General features: G+C 70.7%; 18 protein-coding genes. 2 read left to right on the top strand and 16 right to left on the bottom strand.

What is annotated here, in order from left to right:
• The 12 genes from secD to pgsA all read right to left on the bottom strand — a co-directional run bounded on the left by secD (position 1) and on the right by pgsA (position 11,516).
• A complete protein-coding gene (secD, locus tag QIT00_RS16915; protein WP_282536107.1) occupies positions 1 to 1,779 on the bottom strand; it encodes a protein translocase subunit SecD in 1,779 nt (592 codons plus the stop codon).
• A 144-nt stretch (positions 1,780 to 1,923) separates the two neighbouring features.
• A complete protein-coding gene (gene yajC, locus QIT00_RS16920; protein WP_282536108.1) occupies positions 1,924 to 2,433 on the bottom strand; it encodes a preprotein translocase subunit YajC in 510 nt (169 codons plus the stop codon).
• Between the two features lie 165 nt (positions 2,434 to 2,598).
• Positions 2,599 to 3,675: a Holliday junction branch migration DNA helicase RuvB gene (gene ruvB / locus QIT00_RS16925; protein WP_282536109.1), complete on the bottom strand. Its 1,077-nt coding sequence runs from the start codon at positions 3,673 to 3,675 to the stop codon at positions 2,599 to 2,601.
• 139 nt (positions 3,676 to 3,814) lie between these two features.
• Positions 3,815 to 4,426: a Holliday junction branch migration protein RuvA gene (gene ruvA, locus QIT00_RS16930; protein ID WP_282536110.1), complete on the bottom strand. Its 612-nt coding sequence runs from the start codon at positions 4,424 to 4,426 to the stop codon at positions 3,815 to 3,817.
• On the bottom strand, positions 4,423 to 4,965 hold the full coding sequence (ruvC, locus tag QIT00_RS16935) for a crossover junction endodeoxyribonuclease RuvC (protein WP_282536111.1): 543 nt from the start codon (positions 4,963 to 4,965) through the stop codon (positions 4,423 to 4,425). The genes ruvA and ruvC overlap by 4 nt, the downstream gene beginning before the upstream one ends.
• Positions 4,966 to 5,105: 140 nt before the next feature.
• On the bottom strand, positions 5,106 to 5,858 hold the full coding sequence (locus QIT00_RS16940; protein ID WP_282536112.1) for a YebC/PmpR family DNA-binding transcriptional regulator: 753 nt from the start codon (positions 5,856 to 5,858) through the stop codon (positions 5,106 to 5,108).
• A gap of 48 nt (positions 5,859 to 5,906) precedes the next feature.
• Positions 5,907 to 6,506, bottom strand: coding sequence for a pyridoxal 5'-phosphate synthase glutaminase subunit PdxT (gene pdxT, locus QIT00_RS16945; RefSeq protein WP_282536113.1), 600 nt, complete (start codon positions 6,504 to 6,506; stop codon positions 5,907 to 5,909).
• A gap of 5 nt (positions 6,507 to 6,511) precedes the next feature.
• Entirely contained in the window at positions 6,512 to 7,438 is a 927-nt protein-coding gene (gene pdxS, locus QIT00_RS16950; protein WP_282536114.1) for a pyridoxal 5'-phosphate synthase lyase subunit PdxS, read from the bottom strand.
• A gap of 172 nt (positions 7,439 to 7,610) precedes the next feature.
• Positions 7,611 to 8,156: a LemA family protein gene (locus tag QIT00_RS16955; protein ID WP_282536115.1), complete on the bottom strand. Its 546-nt coding sequence runs from the start codon at positions 8,154 to 8,156 to the stop codon at positions 7,611 to 7,613.
• A gap of 482 nt (positions 8,157 to 8,638) precedes the next feature.
• Complete coding sequence (locus QIT00_RS16960) at positions 8,639 to 9,799, bottom strand: glycosyltransferase family 4 protein (RefSeq protein ID WP_282536116.1); 1,161 nt, start codon at positions 9,797 to 9,799, stop codon at positions 8,639 to 8,641.
• The gene (locus QIT00_RS16965) at positions 9,796 to 10,731 is read right to left on the bottom strand and encodes a phosphatidylinositol mannoside acyltransferase (protein ID WP_282536117.1); all 936 of its coding nucleotides are present in this window, start codon (positions 10,729 to 10,731) and stop codon (positions 9,796 to 9,798) included. The genes QIT00_RS16960 and QIT00_RS16965 overlap by 4 nt, the downstream gene beginning before the upstream one ends.
• Complete coding sequence (gene pgsA / locus QIT00_RS16970) at positions 10,728 to 11,516, bottom strand: phosphatidylinositol phosphate synthase (RefSeq protein WP_282536118.1); 789 nt, start codon at positions 11,514 to 11,516, stop codon at positions 10,728 to 10,730. The genes QIT00_RS16965 and pgsA overlap by 4 nt, the downstream gene beginning before the upstream one ends.
• A gap of 288 nt (positions 11,517 to 11,804) precedes the next feature.
• Between pgsA and QIT00_RS16975 the strand changes: the two genes are divergently transcribed.
• Together QIT00_RS16975 and QIT00_RS16980 are read left to right on the top strand one after the other, a co-directional pair.
• A complete protein-coding gene (locus QIT00_RS16975; RefSeq protein ID WP_282536119.1) occupies positions 11,805 to 14,009 on the top strand; it encodes an elongation factor G-like protein EF-G2 in 2,205 nt (734 codons plus the stop codon).
• 254 nt (positions 14,010 to 14,263) lie between these two features.
• The gene (locus QIT00_RS16980) at positions 14,264 to 15,928 is read left to right on the top strand and encodes a hypothetical protein (RefSeq protein WP_282536120.1); all 1,665 of its coding nucleotides are present in this window, start codon (positions 14,264 to 14,266) and stop codon (positions 15,926 to 15,928) included.
• Between the two features lie 155 nt (positions 15,929 to 16,083).
• Here QIT00_RS16980 and QIT00_RS16985 read toward each other — a convergent pair whose 3' ends face one another.
• The 4 genes from QIT00_RS16985 to QIT00_RS17000 all read right to left on the bottom strand — a co-directional run bounded on the left by QIT00_RS16985 (position 16,084) and on the right by QIT00_RS17000 (position 20,737).
• Positions 16,084 to 16,644: an HIT family protein gene (locus tag QIT00_RS16985; protein WP_282536121.1), complete on the bottom strand. Its 561-nt coding sequence runs from the start codon at positions 16,642 to 16,644 to the stop codon at positions 16,084 to 16,086.
• 168 nt (positions 16,645 to 16,812) lie between these two features.
• Positions 16,813 to 18,789 carry a threonine--tRNA ligase gene (gene thrS / locus QIT00_RS16990; RefSeq protein WP_282536122.1) on the bottom strand — a complete coding sequence of 659 codons (1,977 nt, stop codon included), beginning with the start codon at positions 18,787 to 18,789 and terminating at the stop codon, positions 16,813 to 16,815.
• 188 nt (positions 18,790 to 18,977) lie between these two features.
• Positions 18,978 to 20,174: a hypothetical protein gene (locus tag QIT00_RS16995; RefSeq protein ID WP_408909790.1), complete on the bottom strand. Its 1,197-nt coding sequence runs from the start codon at positions 20,172 to 20,174 to the stop codon at positions 18,978 to 18,980.
• Positions 20,171 to 20,737, bottom strand: a complete 567-nt coding sequence (locus QIT00_RS17000; RefSeq protein ID WP_282536124.1) for a DUF4365 domain-containing protein — start codon at positions 20,735 to 20,737, stop codon at positions 20,171 to 20,173. The genes QIT00_RS16995 and QIT00_RS17000 overlap by 4 nt, the downstream gene beginning before the upstream one ends.
• Positions 20,738 to 20,833: the final 96 nt, after the last annotated feature.

The raw sequence follows: 20,833 nt of genomic DNA on the forward strand, positions 1-20,833 counted from the left end.
TCACGCCTCCTTCGGGTCGAGGGAGCCGGGCACGCGACGGGTGCGCGAGCGGCGCAGCGGGGGTTTGGCGCCGAGGCGCTTCGGGTCGAGTCCGGACCACGGGTGGCCGTTCGCGAAGAACTTGCGGCGGGCCAAGAGCGTCATCAGCGGCTTGGTGAAGAGGAACACCACGACGACGTCGAGCAGCGTGGTCAGGCCGAGCGTGAACGCGAAGCCCTGCACCTTGCCGACGGTCACGATGAACAGCACCGCGGCGGCCAGGAACGACACGAAGTCGGAGACCAGGATGGTGCGCCGCGCGCGCGGCCAGGCCCGCTCGACGGCGGGGCGCAGGCTGCGTCCCTCACGGACCTCGTCACGGACCCGCTCGAAGTACACGATGAACGAGTCCGCGGTGATACCGATGGCGACGATCGCACCGCAGACCGCCGGCAGGTTCAGCGCGAACCCGATGGCCGGTCCGAGCAGCGACATCAGCGTGTACGTGAGGATGCCCGAGGCCAGCAGGCTGAGCAGGGCGATCAGGGACAGGCCGCGGTAGTACACCACGAGGTAGACGACGACCAGGGCGAGGCCGATGGCACCGGCGATCAGACCGGCCTTCAGCTGCTCACCGCCGAGGGCCGCGGTCACCGAGGTGACGCTCTGCTCCTGGAAGGACAGCGGGAGCGCACCGTACGACAGGATGTTCGCCAGCTCCTGCGCGGACTCCTGGTTGAAGCTGCCGGAGATCTCGGCGCTCTTGCTCAGGGTCTCGCTGACGCTGGGGGCGGAGACGACCTCGCCGTCGAGCACGATGCCGAACTGGTTCTGCGGCGACTGCTGCGTCTTCAGCTGGGTCGTGATCTTCGAGAACTTGTCGGCGCCCTTGCTGTTGAACTTCATCGTGACGATCCACTGGCCGCGGTCGTTGATGACCGCCTTGGCTTCGTCGACGTCCTTGCCGGCGACCTCGGCCGGACCGAGGATGTACTTGTCCCACTGGCCGACGGCGTTCTTGCCGCAACCGACCATGGGCTCACTGGACTTGACGCCCTGCGCGGTCTGGACCCGCTGGTCCTTCTTGGTGCAGTCGAGGGCGGTGAACTGCTCCTGCAGCTTCTTCGTGGCCGCGTCCGGCTTGGGCGTCTCGGTGGCGGAGGGCTTCTCGTCGCCCTTGCCCGCCTCGCCCTTGCCGCTCTCCGAGGGAGACGGGGTGGGGTCGGCCTTCAGGCCGTCGGTCACGGCACGGCCCTGCGTGGTGGGGCTCGCGGTGGGCGTGGACTTCTCGTCGCCGTTGCCCGCCTTCGGCTTGTCCTCGGGGGACTTCGAGGCGTCGGGGGACTTCGAGGCGTCGGGGGACGGGCTGGACGAGGGGTCCGGGGTGGGCTTGCCCGCACTCATCGTGAGGACCGGGCGGAAGTAGAGCTGAGCGGTCGTGCCGACCTGCTCGCGGGCCTGCTTCTCGTTGGTCCCCTTGGGGATGTTGACGATGATGTTGCGATCGCCCTGGGTCTGGACCTCCGCCTCGGAGACGCCCAGGCCGTTGACACGGCGCTCGATGATGCCGACCGCGGTGTCCATGTTGGTCTTGTTGATCGCGTTCGGCTTGCCGGGCTCGTTCTTGGCCTCGAGCGTGATGCTCGTACCGCCCGCGAGGTCGATGCCCAGGCGCGGAGTGGTGTGACCGGAGAAGAACATCCCTCCGGTCAGCGCCACCATGGCGATCAGGATCAGCGCGAGGGCCCTGCCCGGCTTGCCCTGGCCGCTCGGCCTCCGGCCCTTCTTCGGTGCTGCCACCTTGTCGTTTCTCCCTGTCCAACCGCCCGGAACCCGAACACGCGCCGTGGGCGGCCATGAAGTGGTGGGGGGTGAAACCGGACGAAGCCAGCACGCCCGAAGGACCGCGGGACGCTCGGGGCGCTCCGCGGTCCTCGGCCGTGACTACTTCGCGTCGGCCTCGCCGTCGGTCTTCTTCGGCGCGTCCTCGTCCTTCTTCGGCGCGTCCGCGTCGGCCTCGACGGCCTTCTCGGCGTCGGTGTCCGTCTCGGCACCGGCGTCCTTCTTGCCGAGGTCCACGGGGGCGTCGTCGGAGGCGGCGGGCTCGCCGTCCTGGGTCAGGGAGGAGGCGTCGTCCGGCACGACGGGGGTGTCCGACTTCAAGTCCTGCTCGGCGCCGTGGACGATGCGGTTGTACTCCTCGTCGTCGAGGACCGCGCCGATCGCGTTCTTGGCGTAGATCGCGTGGACACCGGGCGCCACCTCGAGGGTGGCCGTGTCGTCGTTGACCTCCTTGACGACGGCGTACATGCCACCGATCGTGCGGACGCCGGTGCCGGGCTGCATCTCATTGCGCATCTTCGCGGCCGCCTGCTGCTTCTTCTTGGCGGAGCGCGTCATCAGGAACATGGCCCCGATGAGCACGATGAACGGGAGGAAGGTCACGATATCCACGGGACGTAATTTTCCTTCGCGCGACCGCGCGTTGAGCGGCCTGTGTATTGGGGGTGGGCACGCCGCCCGGGAGGGGCGGCATCGGCGGAGTCTAAGCGAGCCCGCGCCTAAGGAACAACGCTCAGCATGGCACTGGGGTTCCTGGCCCCGCGACCATCCGCGCCGTCAGGTGCTGAACAGGTCCCCTTGCCCCGTTCCTCCCGTTCCTCCGCCCTGTGGGGGCGTGAGCCCCAGGTGGGCCCAGGCCGCGGGGGTGGCGACGCGCCCCCTGGGCGTACGGGCGAGAAGTCCCTCTCTTACGAGGAAGGGCTCGGCGACCTCTTCCACGGTCTCACGCTCCTCCCCCACCGCGACAGCGAGGGTGGACAGACCGACGGGGCCGCCGCCGAAGAGCTTGAGCAGGGCTTCGAGGACCGCGCGGTCCAGGCGGTCGAGTCCGCGGCCGTCCACTTCGTACACCTTCAGGGCGGCGGCGGCGATCTCTCGGGTGACGATGCCGTCCGCCTTGACCTGGGCGTAGTCCCGCACGCGGCGCAGCAGGCGGTTGGCGATACGGGGCGTACCGCGGGAGCGGCCCGCGATCTCGCCGGCGCCGTCGGCCTCGATCGTCACGTCGAGCAGCTCGGCGGAGCGGCTGATGACGCGCTCCAGCTCGGCGGGGCCGTAGAACTCCATGTGCGCCGTGAAGCCGAAACGGTCGCGCAGGGGCGGTGGCAGGAGTCCGGCGCGCGTGGTGGCGCCGACCAGGGTGAAGGGCGGCAGTTCGAGGGGGATGGCGGTGGCGCCGGGGCCCTTGCCGACGATGACGTCCACCCGGAAGTCCTCCATCGCCATGTAGAGCATCTCTTCGGCGGGGCGGGACATGCGGTGGATCTCGTCGAGGAAGAGGACCTCGCCCTCCTGCAGCGAGGAGAGGATCGCGGCCAGGTCGCCCGCGTGCTGGATCGCCGGGCCGCTGGTGATGCGGATCGGGGCTTCCATCTCGGACGCGATGATCATGGAGAGTGTGGTCTTGCCGAGGCCGGGGGCGCCCGAGAGCAGGACGTGGTCGGCCGTGGCGCCGCGTTGACGCGCGGCCTTGAGGACGAGGTCGAGCTGCTCGCGCACCCGCTCCTGGCCGACGAACTCGGCCAGGGACTTGGGCCGCAGGGCCGCCTCGACGGCCTGGTCCTCGCCGTCCGCGGCGGCCCCGACGAGGCGGCCGTCGGCGGCGGTGTCGGTCGGTGTGGAGTCCCAGTTCACGGTGGAGGCCTCGGGGTTGTGGGTGCGTTCGTATGAGGTGTGCGTGTGCGTGTGCGTCTGCGTGTGCGTCTGCGTGTGCGTCTGCGGGTACGCGGCCGGGGTCGCCGGGGATGACCGGATCAGGTGGCCCCCGGCCCGGTCAGCGAGCCCGGTTGAGGGTCTGCAGGGCGGCCTTCAGGAGCTGGCCGACCTGCGGGGTGCCCTCGGCGGCCTCGGCCTGCGGGGCGACGGCGGCGACCGCCTCGTCGGCCTCGCGGGTGGCGTATCCGAGGCCGATCAGGGCCGCGTGCAGCTGGTCGCGCCAGCCGGCGGTGACGGCCGTGCCGATCGCGGGGCCCGCGGTGCCGAGGGGTTCGCCGAGGCGGTCCTTCAGCTCCAGGAGGAGCTTCTGGGCGCCCTTCTTGCCGATGCCGGGGACAGCGGTGAGCGCCTTCTCGTCACCGGTGGTGACCGCCATCCGCAGCGCGTCCGGGCTGTGCACGGCGAGCATGGCCTGGGCCAGGCGCGGGCCGACACCGCTCGCGGTCTGCAGCAGCTCGAAGGTCTGGCGCTCGTCGTCGTCGGCGAAGCCGTACAGCGTGAGGGAGTCCTCGCGCACCACCAACGACGTGGCCAGTTTCGCCTGTTGGCCCATGCGCAGGCCGGACAGCGTGGTGGGCGTGCACTGGACGGCCATGCCGATTCCGCCGACCTCGACCACCGCTGAATCAGGGGCGAGAGCGGCGACGGGTCCGCTGACGAAGGCGATCATGGCGTACGGCCTTTCGATGCTTGCAGGGCTGCCTGTTGCTGAACGGCCTGCTGGAGTCGGTTCTGCGCGGGGGCGCGCCAGATGTGGCAGATGGCGAGGGCCAGGGCGTCCGCCGCGTCGGCGGGTCTGGGCGGCGCCGCGAGCCGAAGCAGTCTGGTGACCATGGCGCCGACCTGAGCCTTGTCCGCGCGGCCGCTGCCGGTGACGGCGGCCTTGACCTCGCTGGGCGTGTGCAGGGCGACGGGGATACCGCGGCGCGAGGCGCAGAGCATGGCGACGGCGCTGGCTTGAGCGGTGCCCATGACCGTACGGACGTTGTCCTGGCTGAACACCCGCTCCACCGCGACGAATTCGGGCCGGTGCTCGTCGAGCCAATGCTCGATGCCCTGCTCGATGGCGACGAGGCGGTGTCCCAACTCGGCGTCGGCGGACGTGCGGACGACTCCGACGGCGCGCATCGTGAGGGGTCTGCCCGCGACGCCCTCGACGACTCCCACGCCGCAGCGGGTCAGACCTGGGTCCACACCGAGCACACGCACGCCACCCCTCCTTCGCTCATCTGTTTGTGCAGGCTATCGGCTGCCACTGACAACGGGTGCAGAGGGAAGGGCCGACGGGGCGTGTGTCCCGTCGGCCCTTGCCGTGAAGTGGAGTTCGCCGTGCGGCGCACAGTGCGCGATCAGGCGTCGACCTTCGCCATGATCTCGTCGGAGACGTCGAAGTTGGCGAAGACGTTCTGGACGTCGTCGCTGTCCTCGAGGGCGTCGATGAGCTTGAACATCTTGCGCGCGCCCTCCTCGTCCAGCTCGATCTGCATGGTGGGCAGGAAGCTGGCCTCGGCCGAGTCGTAGTCGATGCCGGCGTCGACCAGGGCGGAGCGGACCGCGACCAGGTCGGTGGCCTCGCTGACGACCTCGAACTTCTCGCCGAGGTCGTGGACCTCCTCCGCGCCCGCTTCCAGGACGGCGACGAGGACGTCGTCCTCGTCGAGCTCGCCCTTGTTGACGATCACGACGCCCTTGCGGTTGAAGAGGTACGCGACCGAGCCCGGGTCGCCCATCGAGCCGCCGTTGCGGGTCATCGCGACGCGGACGTCGGACGCCGCGCGGTTGCGGTTGTCGGTGAGGCACTCGATGTAGACGGCCACGCCGTTGGGCCCGTAGCCCTCGTACATGATCGTCTCGTAGTCGGCGCCGCCGGCTTCCAGGCCGCCGCCGCGCTTGACCGCGGAGTCGATGTTCTTGTTCGGGACCGACTGCTTCTTGGCCTTCTGAATGGCGTCGAAGAGGGTCGGGTTGCCCTCGATGTCGACACCGCCCATGCGCGCAGCGACCTCGATGTTCTTGATCAGCTTCGCGAAGAGCTTGCCGCGCTTGGCATCGATCACGGCCTTCTTGTGCTTAGTCGTGGCCCATTTAGAGTGGCCGGACATCTGCCTGTCTCCTTCGCGTAACCAATCTCCGTACGAACGACAGAGATCCTACCGGGACCCTGCCGGGTGCTTCTCCCGCACCATCTCCACGAACAGCTCGTGGACGCGGTGGTCACCGGTGAGCTCCGGGTGGAACGACGTGGCGAGGGCGCTGCCCTGGCGCACGGCGACGATGTGGCCGTCGTGCTCGGCGAGCACCTCGGCGGCGGCGCCGACCGACTCGACCCAGGGGGCGCGGATGAAGACGCCCTCCACGCCGCCGATGCCGGCCACCTCGACGGTCGCCTCGAACGACTCGTTCTGCCGCCCGAAGGCGTTACGGCGCACGATCATGTCGATGCCGCCGAAGGTCTCCTGGCCGGAGCGCGGATCGAGGATCTTGTCGGCGAGCATGATCAGTCCGGCGCAGCTGCCGTAGACCGGCATGCCGTTCCTGATCCGCTCGCGCAGCGGCTCCGCGAGGCCGAAGAGGTCGGCCAGCTTGGAGATCGTGGTGGACTCGCCGCCGGGGATGACGAGTCCGTCGACCTCGGCGAGCTCTTCGGGGCGCCGCACCGGCCTGGCCACGGCGTCCGCCGCGGCCAGGGCGATGAGGTGCTCCCGTACGTCGCCCTGGAGTGCCAGGACGCCGATCACAGGGGTGTTCATGGGTGTTACCAGCCGCGCTTCGCGTAACGCTCGGTCTCGGGGAGCTCGTCGCAGTTGATGCCGACCATGGCCTCGCCCAGGTTGCGGGACGCGTCGGCGATGATCTTCGGGTCGTCGTAGAAAGTGGTGGCCTTCACGATGGCGGCGGCGCGCTTGGCCGGGTCGCCGGACTTGAAGATTCCGGAGCCGACGAAGACACCCTCGGCGCCGAGCTGACGCATCAGGGCGGCGTCGGCGGGGGTGGCGACGCCACCGGCGGAGAACAGCACGACCGGCAGCTTGCCGAGCTCCGAGACCTCCTTGACCAGCTCGTACGGGGCGCGCAGCTCCTTGGCGGCGGCGTACAGCTCGTTGTTGTCGTAGCCGCGCAGGCGGGCGATCTCGTTCTTGATCTGGCGCATGTGGCGGACGGCCTCGACGACGTTGCCGGTGCCGGCCTCACCCTTCGAGCGGATCATGGCCGCGCCCTCGGCGATGCGGCGCAGGGCCTCGCCCAGGTTGGTGGCGCCGCAGACGAAGGGGGTCGTGAACGCGAACTTGTCGCTGTGGTTGACCTCGTCGGCCGGGGTCAGGACCTCGGACTCGTCGATGTAGTCGACGCCGAGCGACTGCAGGATCTGCGCCTCGACGAAGTGGCCGATGCGGGACTTGGCCATGACCGGGATGGAGACGGCCTCGATGATGCCCTCGATCATGTCCGGGTCGGACATCCGGGCCACGCCGCCGTCCTTGCGGATGTCGGCGGGCACCCGCTCCAGGGCCATGACGGCGACGGCGCCCGCGTCCTCGGCGATCTTCGCCTGCTCCGGGGTGACCACGTCCATGATCACGCCACCCTTGAGCTGCTCGGCCATGCCGCGCTTCACGCGCGCGGTGCCGGTCGCGGGGGTGTCGGTGGCCTGCTGGGTGCTGGTGGTGGGCGTGCTGGACACGGGTGACCTCACTGGAGGGAAGGGAAAACTTGCTGCTCCGCAGCCAACCGTCCGCTTCAGGCCACTACAAGGGCCAATGGTGAGGCAGTGGCTCATTTTCCCCGCGAGTTTTCCCGCGAGGGGACAGAGCCGCAGGCCAGGGGCCTGTACCGCGTACCGCTTCGCGGGGTCCTTACGAGTTGGGCCGGTCCGCGAGGGCCGTCGGCGGTTCGTCGTCCATCTCGAAGGCCATCGGGAACGGCGCGTGTCCCGCGAGCCGGAACCACCTCACCTTGCGGTGCCTGCGCAGGGCGCGGGCCGCGCGTACGGCGTCGTTGTGGAAGCGGCGGGCCATCGGCACCCTGCGGACGGCCTGGGCGAGTTCGCTCGCGGCGTCCTCGCCCCCGGGAGCCTCCCGTACGACGTCCATCTGGCCGGGCTCCGCGAAGATCGCCCGCAGGGCCTGGCTGAGTTCGCTCTCGGCGACCTCGCGGTGTTCCTCCTCCGCCTGCCGGGCCGCGTGCGCCGCTTCGTAGAGCACGATCGACGCCGCCGGGTCGAGCACGCCCGAGGTGGCCAGCTCCTGCGCGACCGACGCCCGGCGCAGCAGCTGTGCGTCGAGGGCGGCGCGGGCGGCGTCGATGCGCGCGTGCAGCCGGTCGAGACGGCCCGCCGTCCAGCTCAGGTAGAGGCCGATCGCGAAGAGGGCCACCGCGATCCAGATCAAAGTGGAGGTCACGGGCGGAAAGGCTACCCGTGCATGGCTCGGCCCCACTGCGCGGCGGCGGTCAGCACTGCCGCGAGCACTGCCGCGAGCACTGCCGTCTGCGCTGCCGTCTGCGCTGCCACCGGAAGGGCGCCTCTCCGCACGGCACGCAGCCGAAGGCATAACTCCGGCCGCCGCCACCGAGATTGGCCGCGGTCCGGTGGTCGTGGCCCTCTTCTAGCGATGCCGAGAACGTCATGGGGGCGTGCCAGGAGGGGCAGGCGGGCGTCTCGCCCGAACGCCGCTGTCACGCCGTCCTGGAACGGGAGTTGGGCCAGGAACTGCATCGCTCCGGCGCGCTCCCCCGCACACGGGCCGGACGAAGCCCTCCGGCACGAGCGGGACGCCGCCGGTGCGCGGCACCGCGGAGTCGGAGGCGGTCGGTCCGCCGTGGATCAGCTGCATGCCTGAAGGCTAGGACGGGCCACTGACAACGCCGGTCCGGCGGCCGGGGATCAGTCCCGGGCGAGCCCGAACCGCGCCCGCAGTCCGGTGCGTTCGTCGGCGGCGACCGATGCCGCGCCGTCCGTCACCGTCTCGTACACCGCGAGGATGTCGGACCCGACCGTCGACCAGTCGAAGCGGCGGACGTGGGCGCTGCCGCGCTCGCGCAGGCCCTCGCGGCGCGCGGGGTCGCCGAGGAGGCGCAGGGCGGCGTCCGCGAGCGCGTCGGCGTCCTCGTTGGCGAACAGCTCGCCGGCCGCGCCCTGGTCGAGTACCTGGGCGAACGCGTCGAGGTCGGAGGCGAGCACGGGCGCGCCCGCGGAGAGCGCCTCGACGAGGATGATGCCGAAGCTCTCGCCGCCGGTGTTGGGCGCCACGTACACGTCGACGCTGCGCAGCAGGCGGGCCTTGTCCTCGTCGCTGACCATGCCGAGGAACTCCACGCGCGAGCGCATGTCGACCGGCAGCGTCGCGACGGCCTCCTCCTCGTCACCGCGGCCGGCGACGAGCAGACGGGTCTGCGGGCGCTCCGCGAGGATCCGGGGCAGCGCCTTCATGAGCACCGGCAGGCCCTTGCGCGGCTCGTCGATGCGCCCGATGAACCCGATGGTGTCGCCCTGCCACTCGGGCTTCGGCTCGGCCTTCGCGAAGAAGTCGACCTCGACACCGTTCGGGATCACGACCGCGTCGCCACCCAGGTGCTCGACCAGGGTCCGGCGCGCGTACTCGCTGACCGCGATCCGCGCGCTGATCTTCTCCAGGGCGGGCTGGAGGATCGGGTACGCGGCGATCATCGCGCGCGAGCGGGGGTTGGAGGTGTGGAACGTCGCGACGATCGGCCCCTGCGCGGCCCAGCAGGTGAGCAGGCCGAGCGAGGGCGAGGCCGGTTCGTGGATGTGGATGACGTCGAAGGTGCCGTCGTGCAGCCAGCGCCGCACGCGCGCGGCCGACAGGAAGCCGAAGTTCAGGCGCGCCACGGAGCCGTTGTACGGGACCGGAACCGCACGCCCCGCGGAGACCACGTACGGCGGAAGCGGAGTGTCGTCGTCGGCGGGTGCCAGGACGGAGACCTCGTGGCCCCAGCGGATGAGGTGCTCGGCGAGATCGCGGATGTGGAACTGGACGCCGCCGGGCACGTCCCAGGAGTACGGGCAGACGATGCCGATCTTCACTCGGTCACCTCGGACGCGGACCCGTTCGGTGCCTTGGCGGGGTCCAGGTCGGCGAGCCACAGCCGTTGCAGCATGTGCCAGTCCTCCGGGTGTTCGGCGATACCGGTGGCGAAGGCATCGGCCAGCGCCTGTGTCATGACAGACGTCTTCTCGTCCCGTGTACCTGTCTCCGGTACGTCGATGGGTGGGTGGACCCGGCCCTGCATGACGGTGCTCTCGTCATACCAGAGGGTGACGGGGAGCAGCAGTGCGCCGGTCTGCTGGGCGAGCATCGCGGGACCGGCCGGCATGCGCGTGGTCTCGCCGAAGAACTTGACCTCGACGCCGGATGCGGACAGGTCCCGGTCGGCGACGAGGCAGACCAGACCGCCCGCGCGGAGCCTGCGGGCGAGCGTGCCGAACGCGGAGCCGCCCGTGTGCGGCAGGACCTCCATGCCGAGGCTGCGGCGGTAGGCCACGAAGCGGTCGTAGAGCGTCTCGGGCTTGAGCCGCTCCTGGACGGTGGTGAACGGGGTCTCCAGCTTGGTGGTGACCCAGGCACCCGCGAGGTCCCAGTTGGCGAGGTGCGGAAGGGCGAGGATCACGCCCTTGTCGGAGGCGAGGCCGTCCGTCAGATAGTGCACGTCCATGGGGACGAAGCCGTTCCTTATGCGGTCCTTGCTCCAGGCGGGCAGCCGGAAGGACTCCATCCAGTAGCGCATGTACGAGCGCATGCCCGCCTTGGACAGGGCGGCGAGCCGCTCCTGGCTCGCGTCGGGCACCACGCGCGCGTAGTTGGCCTCCAGCCGCTGGACGCCCTTGCCGCGGCGCTTCCACACGCGGTCGGCGATGCTGCGCCCGAGGCGGACGGCGACGGGCTCGGGGAGTTTCTTGACCGCGGACCAGCCGAGCCCGTACAGGGCGTCGGTGAGTCTCTCCTGTGCCTTGCTCATGACGTGGCCTCGCTCCCCCGTGCCTCGCTGCCGCCTCGGCTGCCGCTCGGCCCTACTTCTTCTGTGGCGGTTTTCGTCCCGCTGGTGCCAGTTTCGCCTGTGCGGCTTTTCGTCTCCTCGGCAGGGGACCCACCAGGAGCCGGGGCCGCGTCCGCCGCGTCCGCCTCCGCGGATTCCCGTCGTACGGTCACGACACGCTGCCCGAGGGTCACGGCGCTGCCGACGGCGACGATCCACAGGGCGATCGGCAGCAGGACGTCGATACCGGGCACCCCGAAGGCGTGCAGTCCGGCGAGCCCGGCCGCGACCAGCGAGATCACGAGCCGCTCGGCCCGCTCGATCAGGCCGTTCACCGCGACGGGCAGGCCGATCGACTCACCGCGCGCCTTCGTGTACGAGACGACCTGGCCGCTGGCCAGGCAGAAGATGGACACCGCGCACATCATGTCGCTGTCGCCCCGGCCCGCGTACCAGAGCGCGAAACCACCGAAGATCGCGCCGTCGGCGACCCGGTCGAGCGTGGAGTCCAGGAAGGCGCCCCAGCGGCTGGAGACGCCCGCCTGCCGGGCCATGTTCCCGTCGACCAGGTCGGAGAACACGAACAGCGTGATGACGATCGTGCCCCAGAAGAACTCGCCCCGGGGGAAGAAGACCAGCGCACCCGCCACGACACCGGCGGTGCCGATCAGCGTGACCGCGTCCGGGCTGACTCCCCGGCGGAGCAGAAACGCGGCGAACGGTGTGAGGACACGCGTGAAGAAGGCACGCGCGTACTTGTTCAGCATGGCCTTGAAGCCTTCCCAAGGGGAGTGGCGGGCCGCGCGGCCCCTGCGGCCACCGGCCGCCCCATCGTAGCCACGGAGCCTGTCGCTCGACCTCGTGAGCCCCTTCGGTCCCCGTGCGCGTCTCCCGGCGCGCGCGATCTCGTACGACGTATGGACGCCCCGTGACGGGAGTGGAAAGCTCGAAGACACCGCGGGCGTCGTCGGAGCCGCCGGCAGACGCGGTCCCACGCGTGTCCGCGCCCTCTCCCCTCACCGTGCAAGAAATCGTGAGCCTTCGGGAGGCACAGCATGGGCGACAAAGCAGCTGCACATTCCGGGGCCGCCGGCAGGGCACCCACGGCCGACCACCCCCGTTCCGTACGGAACGTGGTGCTGGTTGGCCACAGCGGTTCCGGCAAGACGACTCTGGTGGAGGCCCTCGCGCTGACCGCGGGGGTGGTGAACCGGGCGGGCCGCGTGGAGGACGGCGGCACCGTCTCCGACTACGACGAGATCGAGCACCGGCAGCAACGCTCGATCCAGCTGTCCCTGGTTCCGCTGGAATGGGGCGGCATCAAGATCAATCTGCTCGACACCCCCGGATACGCCGATTTCGTCGGCGAGTTGAGGGCCGGTCTGCGCGCCGCGGACGCGGCCCTTTTCGTCGTCTCGGCCGCCGAGGGCACGGAGGGCATCACCGGCGCGACCCGCGTGGTGTGGGACGAGTGCGCGGCGGTGGGCATGCCGCGGGCGATCGTCGTCACTCACCTGGAGGCGGCCCGCGCCGACTTCGACGCGATGACCGGCGGCTGCGCGGAGACCTTCGGCGGGGACGACCCGGACGCGGTGATTCCGCTGTACCTGCCGCAGTACGGGGACGAGGGCCCGGACGGGCACGCTCCGGTGACGGGCCTGGTCGGGCTGCTCTCGCAGCGGGTCTTCGACTACGCGTCGGGCGAACGCAAGGAGCTGGAACCGGACGGCGAGCAGGGGGCGCGGATCGAGGAGGCCCGCAACCGGCTCATCGAGGGGATCATCGCGGAGAGCGAGGACGAGACCCTCATGGACCGCTATCTGGGCGGCGAAACCGTCGACTACAAGACCTTGGTGGAGGACCTGGAGCGCGCGGTGGCACGCGGCGTCTTCCACCCGGTGCTCGCGGCGGCTCCGGCCGTCGACGGCGCGCGGCAGGGCCTCGGCACGGTCGAGCTCCTGGAGCTGATCACGGGCGGTTTCCCGACTCCCCTGGAGCGCGAGACACCGGCCGTCACGACGCCGGACGGCACCGCGCGTGCCACGCTTTCCTGCGACCCGCGGGGCCCACTGGCCGCCGAGGTCGTGAAGACCTCGTCCGACCCGTACGTGGGGCGGATCTCGCTGGTGCGGGTCTTCTCCGGCACTCTGCGCCCGGACGAAACGGTGCACGTCTCGGGGCACGGCCTGGCCGACCGCGGCCACGAGGACCACGACGTGGACGAGCGCGTCGGCGCGCTCACCTCGCCGTTCGGCAAGCACCAGCGCACGTTGTCGCAGTGCGTCGCGGGCGACCTGGCGTGCGTGGCGAAGCTGAACCGCGCGGAGACCGGGGACACGCTGTCGGCCAAGGACGATCCGCTGCTCATGGAGCCGTGGAGCATGCCGGACCCGCTGCTTCCGCTGGCGATCAGGGCGCACAGCAAACCGGACGAGGACAAGCTCTCGCAGGGCCTGGCCCGTCTGGTCGCCGAGGATCCGACCATGCGTCTCGAGCAGAACCAGGACACCCACCAGGTGGTCCTGTGGTGCCTGGGTGAGGCGCACGCGGACGTGGCCCTCGAACGGCTCCGCAGCCGCTACGGCGTCCAGGTCGACGTGGTGCCGCACCGCGTCGCCCTGCGCGAGACCTTCGGCGCGAACGCCTCCGGCCGCGGCCGCCATGTGAAGCAGTCCGGCGGGCACGGGCAGTACGCGATCTGCGAGATCGAGGTGGAGCCGCTGCCCGTCGGCAGCGGCGTGGAGTTCGTCGACAAGGTCGTGGGCGGCGCCGTGCCACGCCAGTTCATCCCGTCCGTCGAGAAGGGTGTACGTGCCCAGGCGGCGCGCGGCATCGGCGGGAACCCGCTGGTCGACGTACGCGTCACGCTCCTGGACGGCAAGGCGCACTCCGTCGACTCGTCCGACGCCGCGTTCCAGACGGCCGGCGCGCTCGCCCTGCGCGAGGCCGCGGCGGACGCCCCGATCCATGTCCTCGAACCCGTCGCGGAGGTGCAGGTGCTGGTCGGCGACGGGTACGTCGGCTCCGTGATGAGCGATCTGTCGGGGCGGCGCGGCCGAGTCGTCGGCACCGAGCAGTCGCCCGGCGGTCGCACGCTCGTACGGGCCGAGGTTCCGGAGATCGAGATCGGCCGGTACGCGGTGGATCTGCGCTCGCTCGCCCACGGAACGGGCCGATTCAGCCGTAGTTACGTCCGGCACGAACCGATGCCGGCCCAGCTGGCGGCGAAGCTGCGCGAGGCGGCCGACCAGGACACCTGACCGCCCCGGCCCCGTCCGCCGCCGCGATCCGGCAGGGCACGGCGGCGGTGCGCCGGCGCGCCGCGAGGGGGTGCCGTTGGGCCTGCCGCCCGTCCCCGCCCGTGCTGGGACGGGCGGCATTCGGCCGCCCGATGACGGATGTCAGTGCGCCCCGATACATTGATGATCTGCTCGGCGGTGCGGTCAACGGCCGTGCGGGGTAAGGAAGTCGGGAAGGGCCGCAGAGCAGCGGCGGTGCGGCGAGGGGGCTTGCAGTGGCGGACGGCTTCGATTCGGCCTTCGATTTCAGGCCGGGGGCGCAGGTGCCGCTCTCCGGTGCCGAGGGCGAGACGGCGGCGACGCACGCCCTGGCCTCGGCGGCGTACCGGGACAGCGATGTCGACGACATACTCAAGGCGAACAGCGAGTGGCACAAGTCCGAGGTGAAGAAGGGCAAGTTGTCGCTCTTCAAGCCGGACCTCGGCGAGGCCTTCGCGCGCGCCGTGCAGGTCCGGATGCTCGGCGGCGCCCGCAAGCCGCTGATCCAGTCCTTCGGCACAGAGCCGCAGGCCGTGGTCGAGCACTGCCTGGCGGCCACCCGCATCCGCAAGGAGCGGGACACCCGACTCACCGCGGTAACCGCCCTGTTCGGAGTGCTGTTCCTGCCCGGCCTGCTGCTGTGGCTGCTGATCTTCCAGCTCAGGAAGAGCCTCGGCGAGGGCAAGGACAAGAAGAAGACCGCGCTCGGTACGGCCGTGCTGGTCGCCGTCTGCGCGCTGGCCGTCCTCTTCCTGATCAAGCTGCCGTTCACCGGTCTCCTGGGGATGTATCTGCGGGCGATGGTGATCGCCCCGGTGATCGGCTGGCTGCTCGCCAAGCAGATCTGTGAGCGGACGGCGAAGGACCTGCGCGGCCGCTGGGAGAGCCTGCTCGCGGGTGGCGGCATCGGCGCCAAGATCCCTGAGGCGGTGCCGGGTTCGCCGGGTGAGACGGCGGCGGAGCGGCTGCGCCAGGGCCTGGCCCGGCTCACCGCCGAGCAGCAGTCCAACTCCGTGTTCTACGCGGGCCCCAAGGGCATCCTCGGCATGGGCACCCGCTGGGGCAGCTGGCAGCTGGCGGAGGAGCTGGTCCCGCGCGCGGGCACGTCGGAGATCCACCCGTTCCGCAGCTGGGACGTGGTGCGCGCGATCCACGACCAGCTGCGCATGCTGGAGCGCGGCCCGCTGCACACCGGCGGTTTCCCGACCCCGTCGATACGCCACTGGATCGTCTCCCCGGTCGCCGAGGGTGCGACGGAGGTCGCGCGCCCCACCGGCACGGACGTGGACGCCTTCCAGGTCAAGCCGCACGAGATACAGCGGATCTGCAACGAGCAGCAGTTCGGCAGCGGCGACCGGCACTATCTCGGTGTGCAGTTCCGGCTCTGGGACGGCCAGTTGGTGATCACGATGCTGATCACGGTCACCGTGCTGCACGAGACGCTGCGCATCGAGGTCACGGGTCACGCGCTGGGCCCGGTGCACTCCCTGTTCACGACGAAGCCCAAGGCGAAGACCAAGGAAGTCTCCAAGACGGTGAAGTTCTGGGAGACGCGCGAGGTGAAGCTGCCGCTGATAGAGGCCGATGACGTGGTGCGGCTCGCGGCCCGCGCACCGTTCACCTGGTTCCCGCCGATCCTGGACTTCCTCGGCGGCAAGCTTGCCCTGCCGGAGCCGTTCGGACTGCGGCACGCCTGGGCGGACAAGCCCTGGCGGCACCGCTTCATGGCGGACGACGCGCTGCGCGCGGCCACCCCGGTGCTGCGCGTCGTGCACGCCTCGGCGATGCGCGTCCTGGAGGAGAACGGCGTGGACACGGAGCGCTTCGGCACCCGCTCGCTCTTCCTCAGCAACCTCGTCCAGGACGCGGCCCCCACGAAGGCGGACGTGTACGACGCGTAGGGCTCGCGCCCCGCCGCGTTCGGGCGGCCCGCTCCGCCTGCTCGGCCGCTCCGCCTGCTCCGAAAACGCGCGAGGGCGCTCACGTACGACAGAACGTGAGCGCCACGAGGCGGGCCGGGCGGCGGTCGAGGCGGGCGACCGCGAGGCGGAAAGGATCAGACCCGAGGCCAGGCGTCCGCCAGCATCTTGCGGGTGTCGCCCAGGAGTTGGGGCAGCACCTTGGTGTGACCGACGACCGGCATGAAGTTCGTGTCGCCGCCCCAGCGGGGCACGATGTGCTGGTGCAGATGCGCGGCGATCCCGGCACCGGCGACGGTGCCCTGGTTCATGCCGATGTTGAAGCCGTGCGCGCCGGAGGCGGTGCGCAGCGCGACCATCGCCTGCTTGGTGAGCTCACCCAGCTCCACGGTCTCGGCGACCGAGAGCTCGGTGTAGTCCGCGACGTGCCGGTAGGGCACGACCATCAGGTGCCCGCCGTTGTACGGGTACAGATTGAGCACCGCGAACACATGGTTACCGCGTGCGACGATCAAGCCGTCCTCGTCGGACATCTCGGGGATCGAGCAGAACGGACAGCCGTCTCCGGCTCCAGGGCCGGTCGGCTTGTTCTCACCCTGGATGTACGCCATCCGGTGGGGCGTCCACAGGCGCTGGAACGCGTCCTGCGTCCCCACTCCGTTCTGCTGCTCCGGGTCACTCGTCATGATGTGCAGCATATGGCGTGGCCGGTGCCGGATGCGCTGCCGGGTCCGAGGCCGTCCGCAAGCGGACGGAAAGCGGACGGCAAGCGGACGGCAAGCGGACGGCCTCGGCACACGCGGTAGCGCGCGCCGAGGCCCTGGAGCGAACCGGGCGTCAGGCGTTCAGGCCTGAACCCCGGGGATTCAGACCTGAGCCCGCTCCTCGACGACCTTCGCGATCTTCGCGATGGCCTCGTCGACGGGAATGCCGTTCTCCTGCGAGCCGTCGCGGTACCGGAAGGAGACGGCACCGGCGGCCATGTCCTCGTCACCGGCGATGACCATGAACGGCACCTTGGACTTCTGTGCGTTGCGGATCTTCTTCTGCATGCGGTCGGAGGAGGAGTCCACCTCGACCCGAAGGCCCTGCTTCCTCGCCTTGGCGGCGAACTCGTGCAGGTACTCGACGTGCGCGTCACCGATCGGGATGCCGGTGGCCTGCACGGGCGCGAGCCACGCCGGGAAGGCGCCCGCGTAGTGCTCGAGGAGCACCGCGAAGAACCGCTCGATGGAGCCGAACAGCGCGCGGTGGATCATGACCGGGCGCTGCTTGGTGCCGTCCGGACCGGTGTACTCCAGGTCGAAGCGCTCCGGCAGGTTGAAGTCCAGCTGCACGGTCGACATCTGCCAGGTCCGGCCGATCGCGTCCTTGGCCTGGACGGAGATCTTCGGGCCGTAGAACGCGGCGCCGCCCGGGTCCGGGACGAGCGGGAGGCCCTGCTTCTCGGCGACCTGCGCGAGCACCTCGGTGGCCTCCGCCCAGGCCTCGTCCGAGCCGACGTACTTCTCCGGGTCCTTGGTGGACAGCTCCAGGTAGAAGTCGTTCAGGCCGTAGTCGCGGAGCAGGCCGAGGACGAAGGTGAGCGTCTTGTCGAGCTCGTCCGCCATCTGCTCGCGGGTGCAGTAGATGTGCGCGTCGTCCTGCGTGAAGCCACGCGCGCGGGTCAGGCCGTGCACGACACCGGACTTCTCGTACCGGTACACGGTGCCGAACTCGAAGAGGCGGAGCGGCAGTTCACGGTACGAACGGCCGCGCGCGTCGAAGATCAGGTTGTGCATCGGGCAGTTCATGGGCTTGAGGTAGTAGTCCACGCCCTCGTCGAGCTGCATGGGCGGGTACATGCCGTCGGCGTACCAGTCCAGGTGGCCCGAGGTCTCGAAGAGCTTCCCCTTCGTGGCGTGCGGGGTGTAGACGAACTCGTACCCCTCCTCCTCGTGCCGGCGGCGCGAGTAGTCCTCCATGACGCGGCGGACGATGCCGCCCTTGGGGTGGAAGACCGCGAGGCCGGAGCCGATCTGCTCGGGGATGGAGAACAGGTCGAGCTCGTTGCCGAGGCGGCGGTGGTCGCGCTTCTCGGCCTCGGCGAGGAACTCCAGGTGCGCCTTCAGCTCGTCCTTCGACGGCCAGGCGGTGCCGTAGATGCGCTGCAGCATCGGGTTCTTCTCGCTGCCGCGCCAGTACGCCGCCGCGTTCCGCATCAGCTTGAAGGCGGGGATGTTGCGGGTCGTCGGCAGGTGCGGACCGCGGCAGAGGTCCTTCCAGCAGAGCTCACCGGTCTTGGCGTCGAGGTTGTCGTAGATGGTCAGCTCGCCGCCGCCCACCTCGACGTCCGCGCCGTCGTCGTGCGAGGCGGAGCCCTTGATGCCGATGAGCTCCAGCTTGTACGGCTCGTCGGCGAGCTCCTCGCGGGCGTCGTCGTCGGAGACGACGCGGCGGGAGAACCGCTGGCCGCGCTTCTGGATCTCCTGCATCTTCTTCTCGATGCGCTTGAGGTCCTCGGGAGTGAACGGCTCGGCGACGTCGAAGTCGTAGTAGAAGCCGTCCTTGACCGGCGGGCCGATGCCCAGCTTGGCCTCCGGGAACAGCTCCTGCACGGCCTGCGCCATCACATGTGCGGTGGAGTGCCGCAGGATGCCCAGGCCGTCCTCGGAGGAGATCTCGACGGGCTCGACCTCCTCGCCGTCCTGCACGGCGTACGCGAGGTCCTTCAGCTCGCCGGCCACGCGCGCGGCGACGACGGTGCGCTCACCGGGGAAGAGATCGGCGGCCGTAGTGCCCGTCGTCACCACGCGCTCTTCCCGCTCGGAATCGCGTTGGATGATCACACGGACGTCTGACACCGGTCTCTCCTGCCTGAAGGGGGATTGCGCCGCTGACGCATCGCGACGCAATGGGAATCGTACCGAGCCGACGGAGCCCTTCGCGAAACGGTTACGGGGGCGGCCTCCCGTGGGACGACCCACACCGTCGATTCGGGCACCGTCCATCGCCCTCCGGGCTCGTCCTCAAGCGCCGGACAGGCTGATTGTTACTCCCCGCCGCACGCCTCCTCGAAGAAGTCGATGTTCTCCTGCAGCGACTTCAGCATCCGGTCCCGCTCCGCCTCGTCCACCTGCACCGGCACCACGTCCGAAGCCCCGGTCAGCCGGCGAAAGCCCCCGCGGCTCTCCAGCCGGCCGTGCACCCGCACCGGCAGCCCCACCAGATGCGCGTGCCCCGCGATCCGGTACGCCTCCTCGTCGAGGCTCATCCGCACGTGCGGGACGTCCGCGCCCTCGATCACCCGCAGCCGTACGGTGCCGCTCCCGCGCGGCCCGGCCCGGCGCATCCGTACGACGGTCCCGGTGATCCGGACGGGCAGCGAGGGCTCGGCGGTGCGGTACCGCACGGAGGCCTCGCGCAGCACCGGAAGGTCGCCGGGCGAGAACTCGACGGACTCGGGCCGTGCCGCGCACCCCTCGGGCACCCCGGCCGCGGGCGCCCACGCGAGGTCGACGCAGGCTCCCTCCGTACCGCGTACCAGGCTCACCAGGGCCTCGGTCAGCTCGTGGCTGACGCCCGCCTCGACGGCGGTGTCGAAGGCCTCCATGCCGCCGGTGGCCCGGCGGTAGTCGACGGCCTCGCGGGCCGCGGCCAGCGCGTGGTGCAGCCGCACCGCGAGGGGCCTGCCGGTGGCGGCGGGCACGAACGCGGTGAGGCGGCGGCCGCCGTGCACGGGCCCCACCAGGACGTGGCCGAGCGAGGCGGCGGCCGCCCTGCGGTGCCGCGCGCCGTAGTAACCGGCCCGGTCCCGCACGGCAAGCGCCCCGGCGAGCAGCACCTGGCGCACGGAGTTCCGCAGCTGCTCCTCGACGCCCCAGGCGGCGGCACCCGCGGGCCCTGGCGGTACGTCACGGGTCCAGGTCAGCTCGTCGCTGGGCACCGCGAGCCCGACGAGCACGGCGCGCGCGGACGGTGCGGCGCTGCGGGCGAGCGCGAGCAGGGCCTCGCCGAGCAGGTCGTCGCTGTCGGGGAAGGCCCGGCTCTCGGGGACCAGGAGGCTGGTGCCGGAGGTGCCGTCGGGCGGGGTCCAGCGGGCGTACCGGCCGGCCGCGCCACCGCGTCGCCGCCAGCCGTGCCGGTCGAGGAGGGCGCCGAGGACGCCGGGGTCGACATGCGCGGCGTCCGGGTCGGGCAGGGCGCTGCCCACCAGGCGTGGGGGTTCGTCGATCGGGCGGTGCATCAGGGTCTCCCTCCCGTCCCGACGCGCGTCATGATCTCGCAGAGGGCCCGGTCGTCGAATATCCGCGAGGTCGGGATCCGCACCGTCGTCCTGTGCCGCCCCCGCACGGGGTGCCCGGCCAGGTTGGTCCAGTAGCAGCAGTGCCGCAGGTCGAGCCGGTCGTGCCCGGCGCGCAGCCAGTCGTCGCGGGAGCGCGGCACGATCATCACGACGAGGATCTTGTGCACCGAGACCGGGGTCCGGGCCAGCTTCTCCAGGTGCGGGTTGTCGAGCGTGAAGGAGAAGGCGGGGCCCGGGGGGTTGGGCGCGAGCTGGTACGTGCACTTGAGCTGGACCTTGATGGTGACTTCGTCGTCGACCGTGTGCCCGGGGGCGCTGTGGCTGACGTGCCAGTCGATGCCGTTGTCCGGAAAGGGCTGCGAGAGCGAACAGCCCGCCGCTGCCGCCACGGCGTGCAGATAGCCCACCTGGAGGGTCTCCATGCAGGCGGTGGTGGCGAGCGTGCCGCGCAGCGGTGCGATCCGCTGAGGCAGCAGCCCACCCTGTTCGGGCTGCGCGAGCGCCATGGCGAACGGGCCTTCCGGGACGGGGTGTTGTCGAGGAGCGTCGGGGCGCGTACGTCGCGTACGCCGGAGCGGAGTGCGCGTCACACACCCCCGGAC

The organism is Streptomyces luteolus, from assembly GCF_029968015.1.
GTDB lineage: Bacteria > Actinomycetota > Actinomycetes > Streptomycetales > Streptomycetaceae > Streptomyces > Streptomyces luteolus.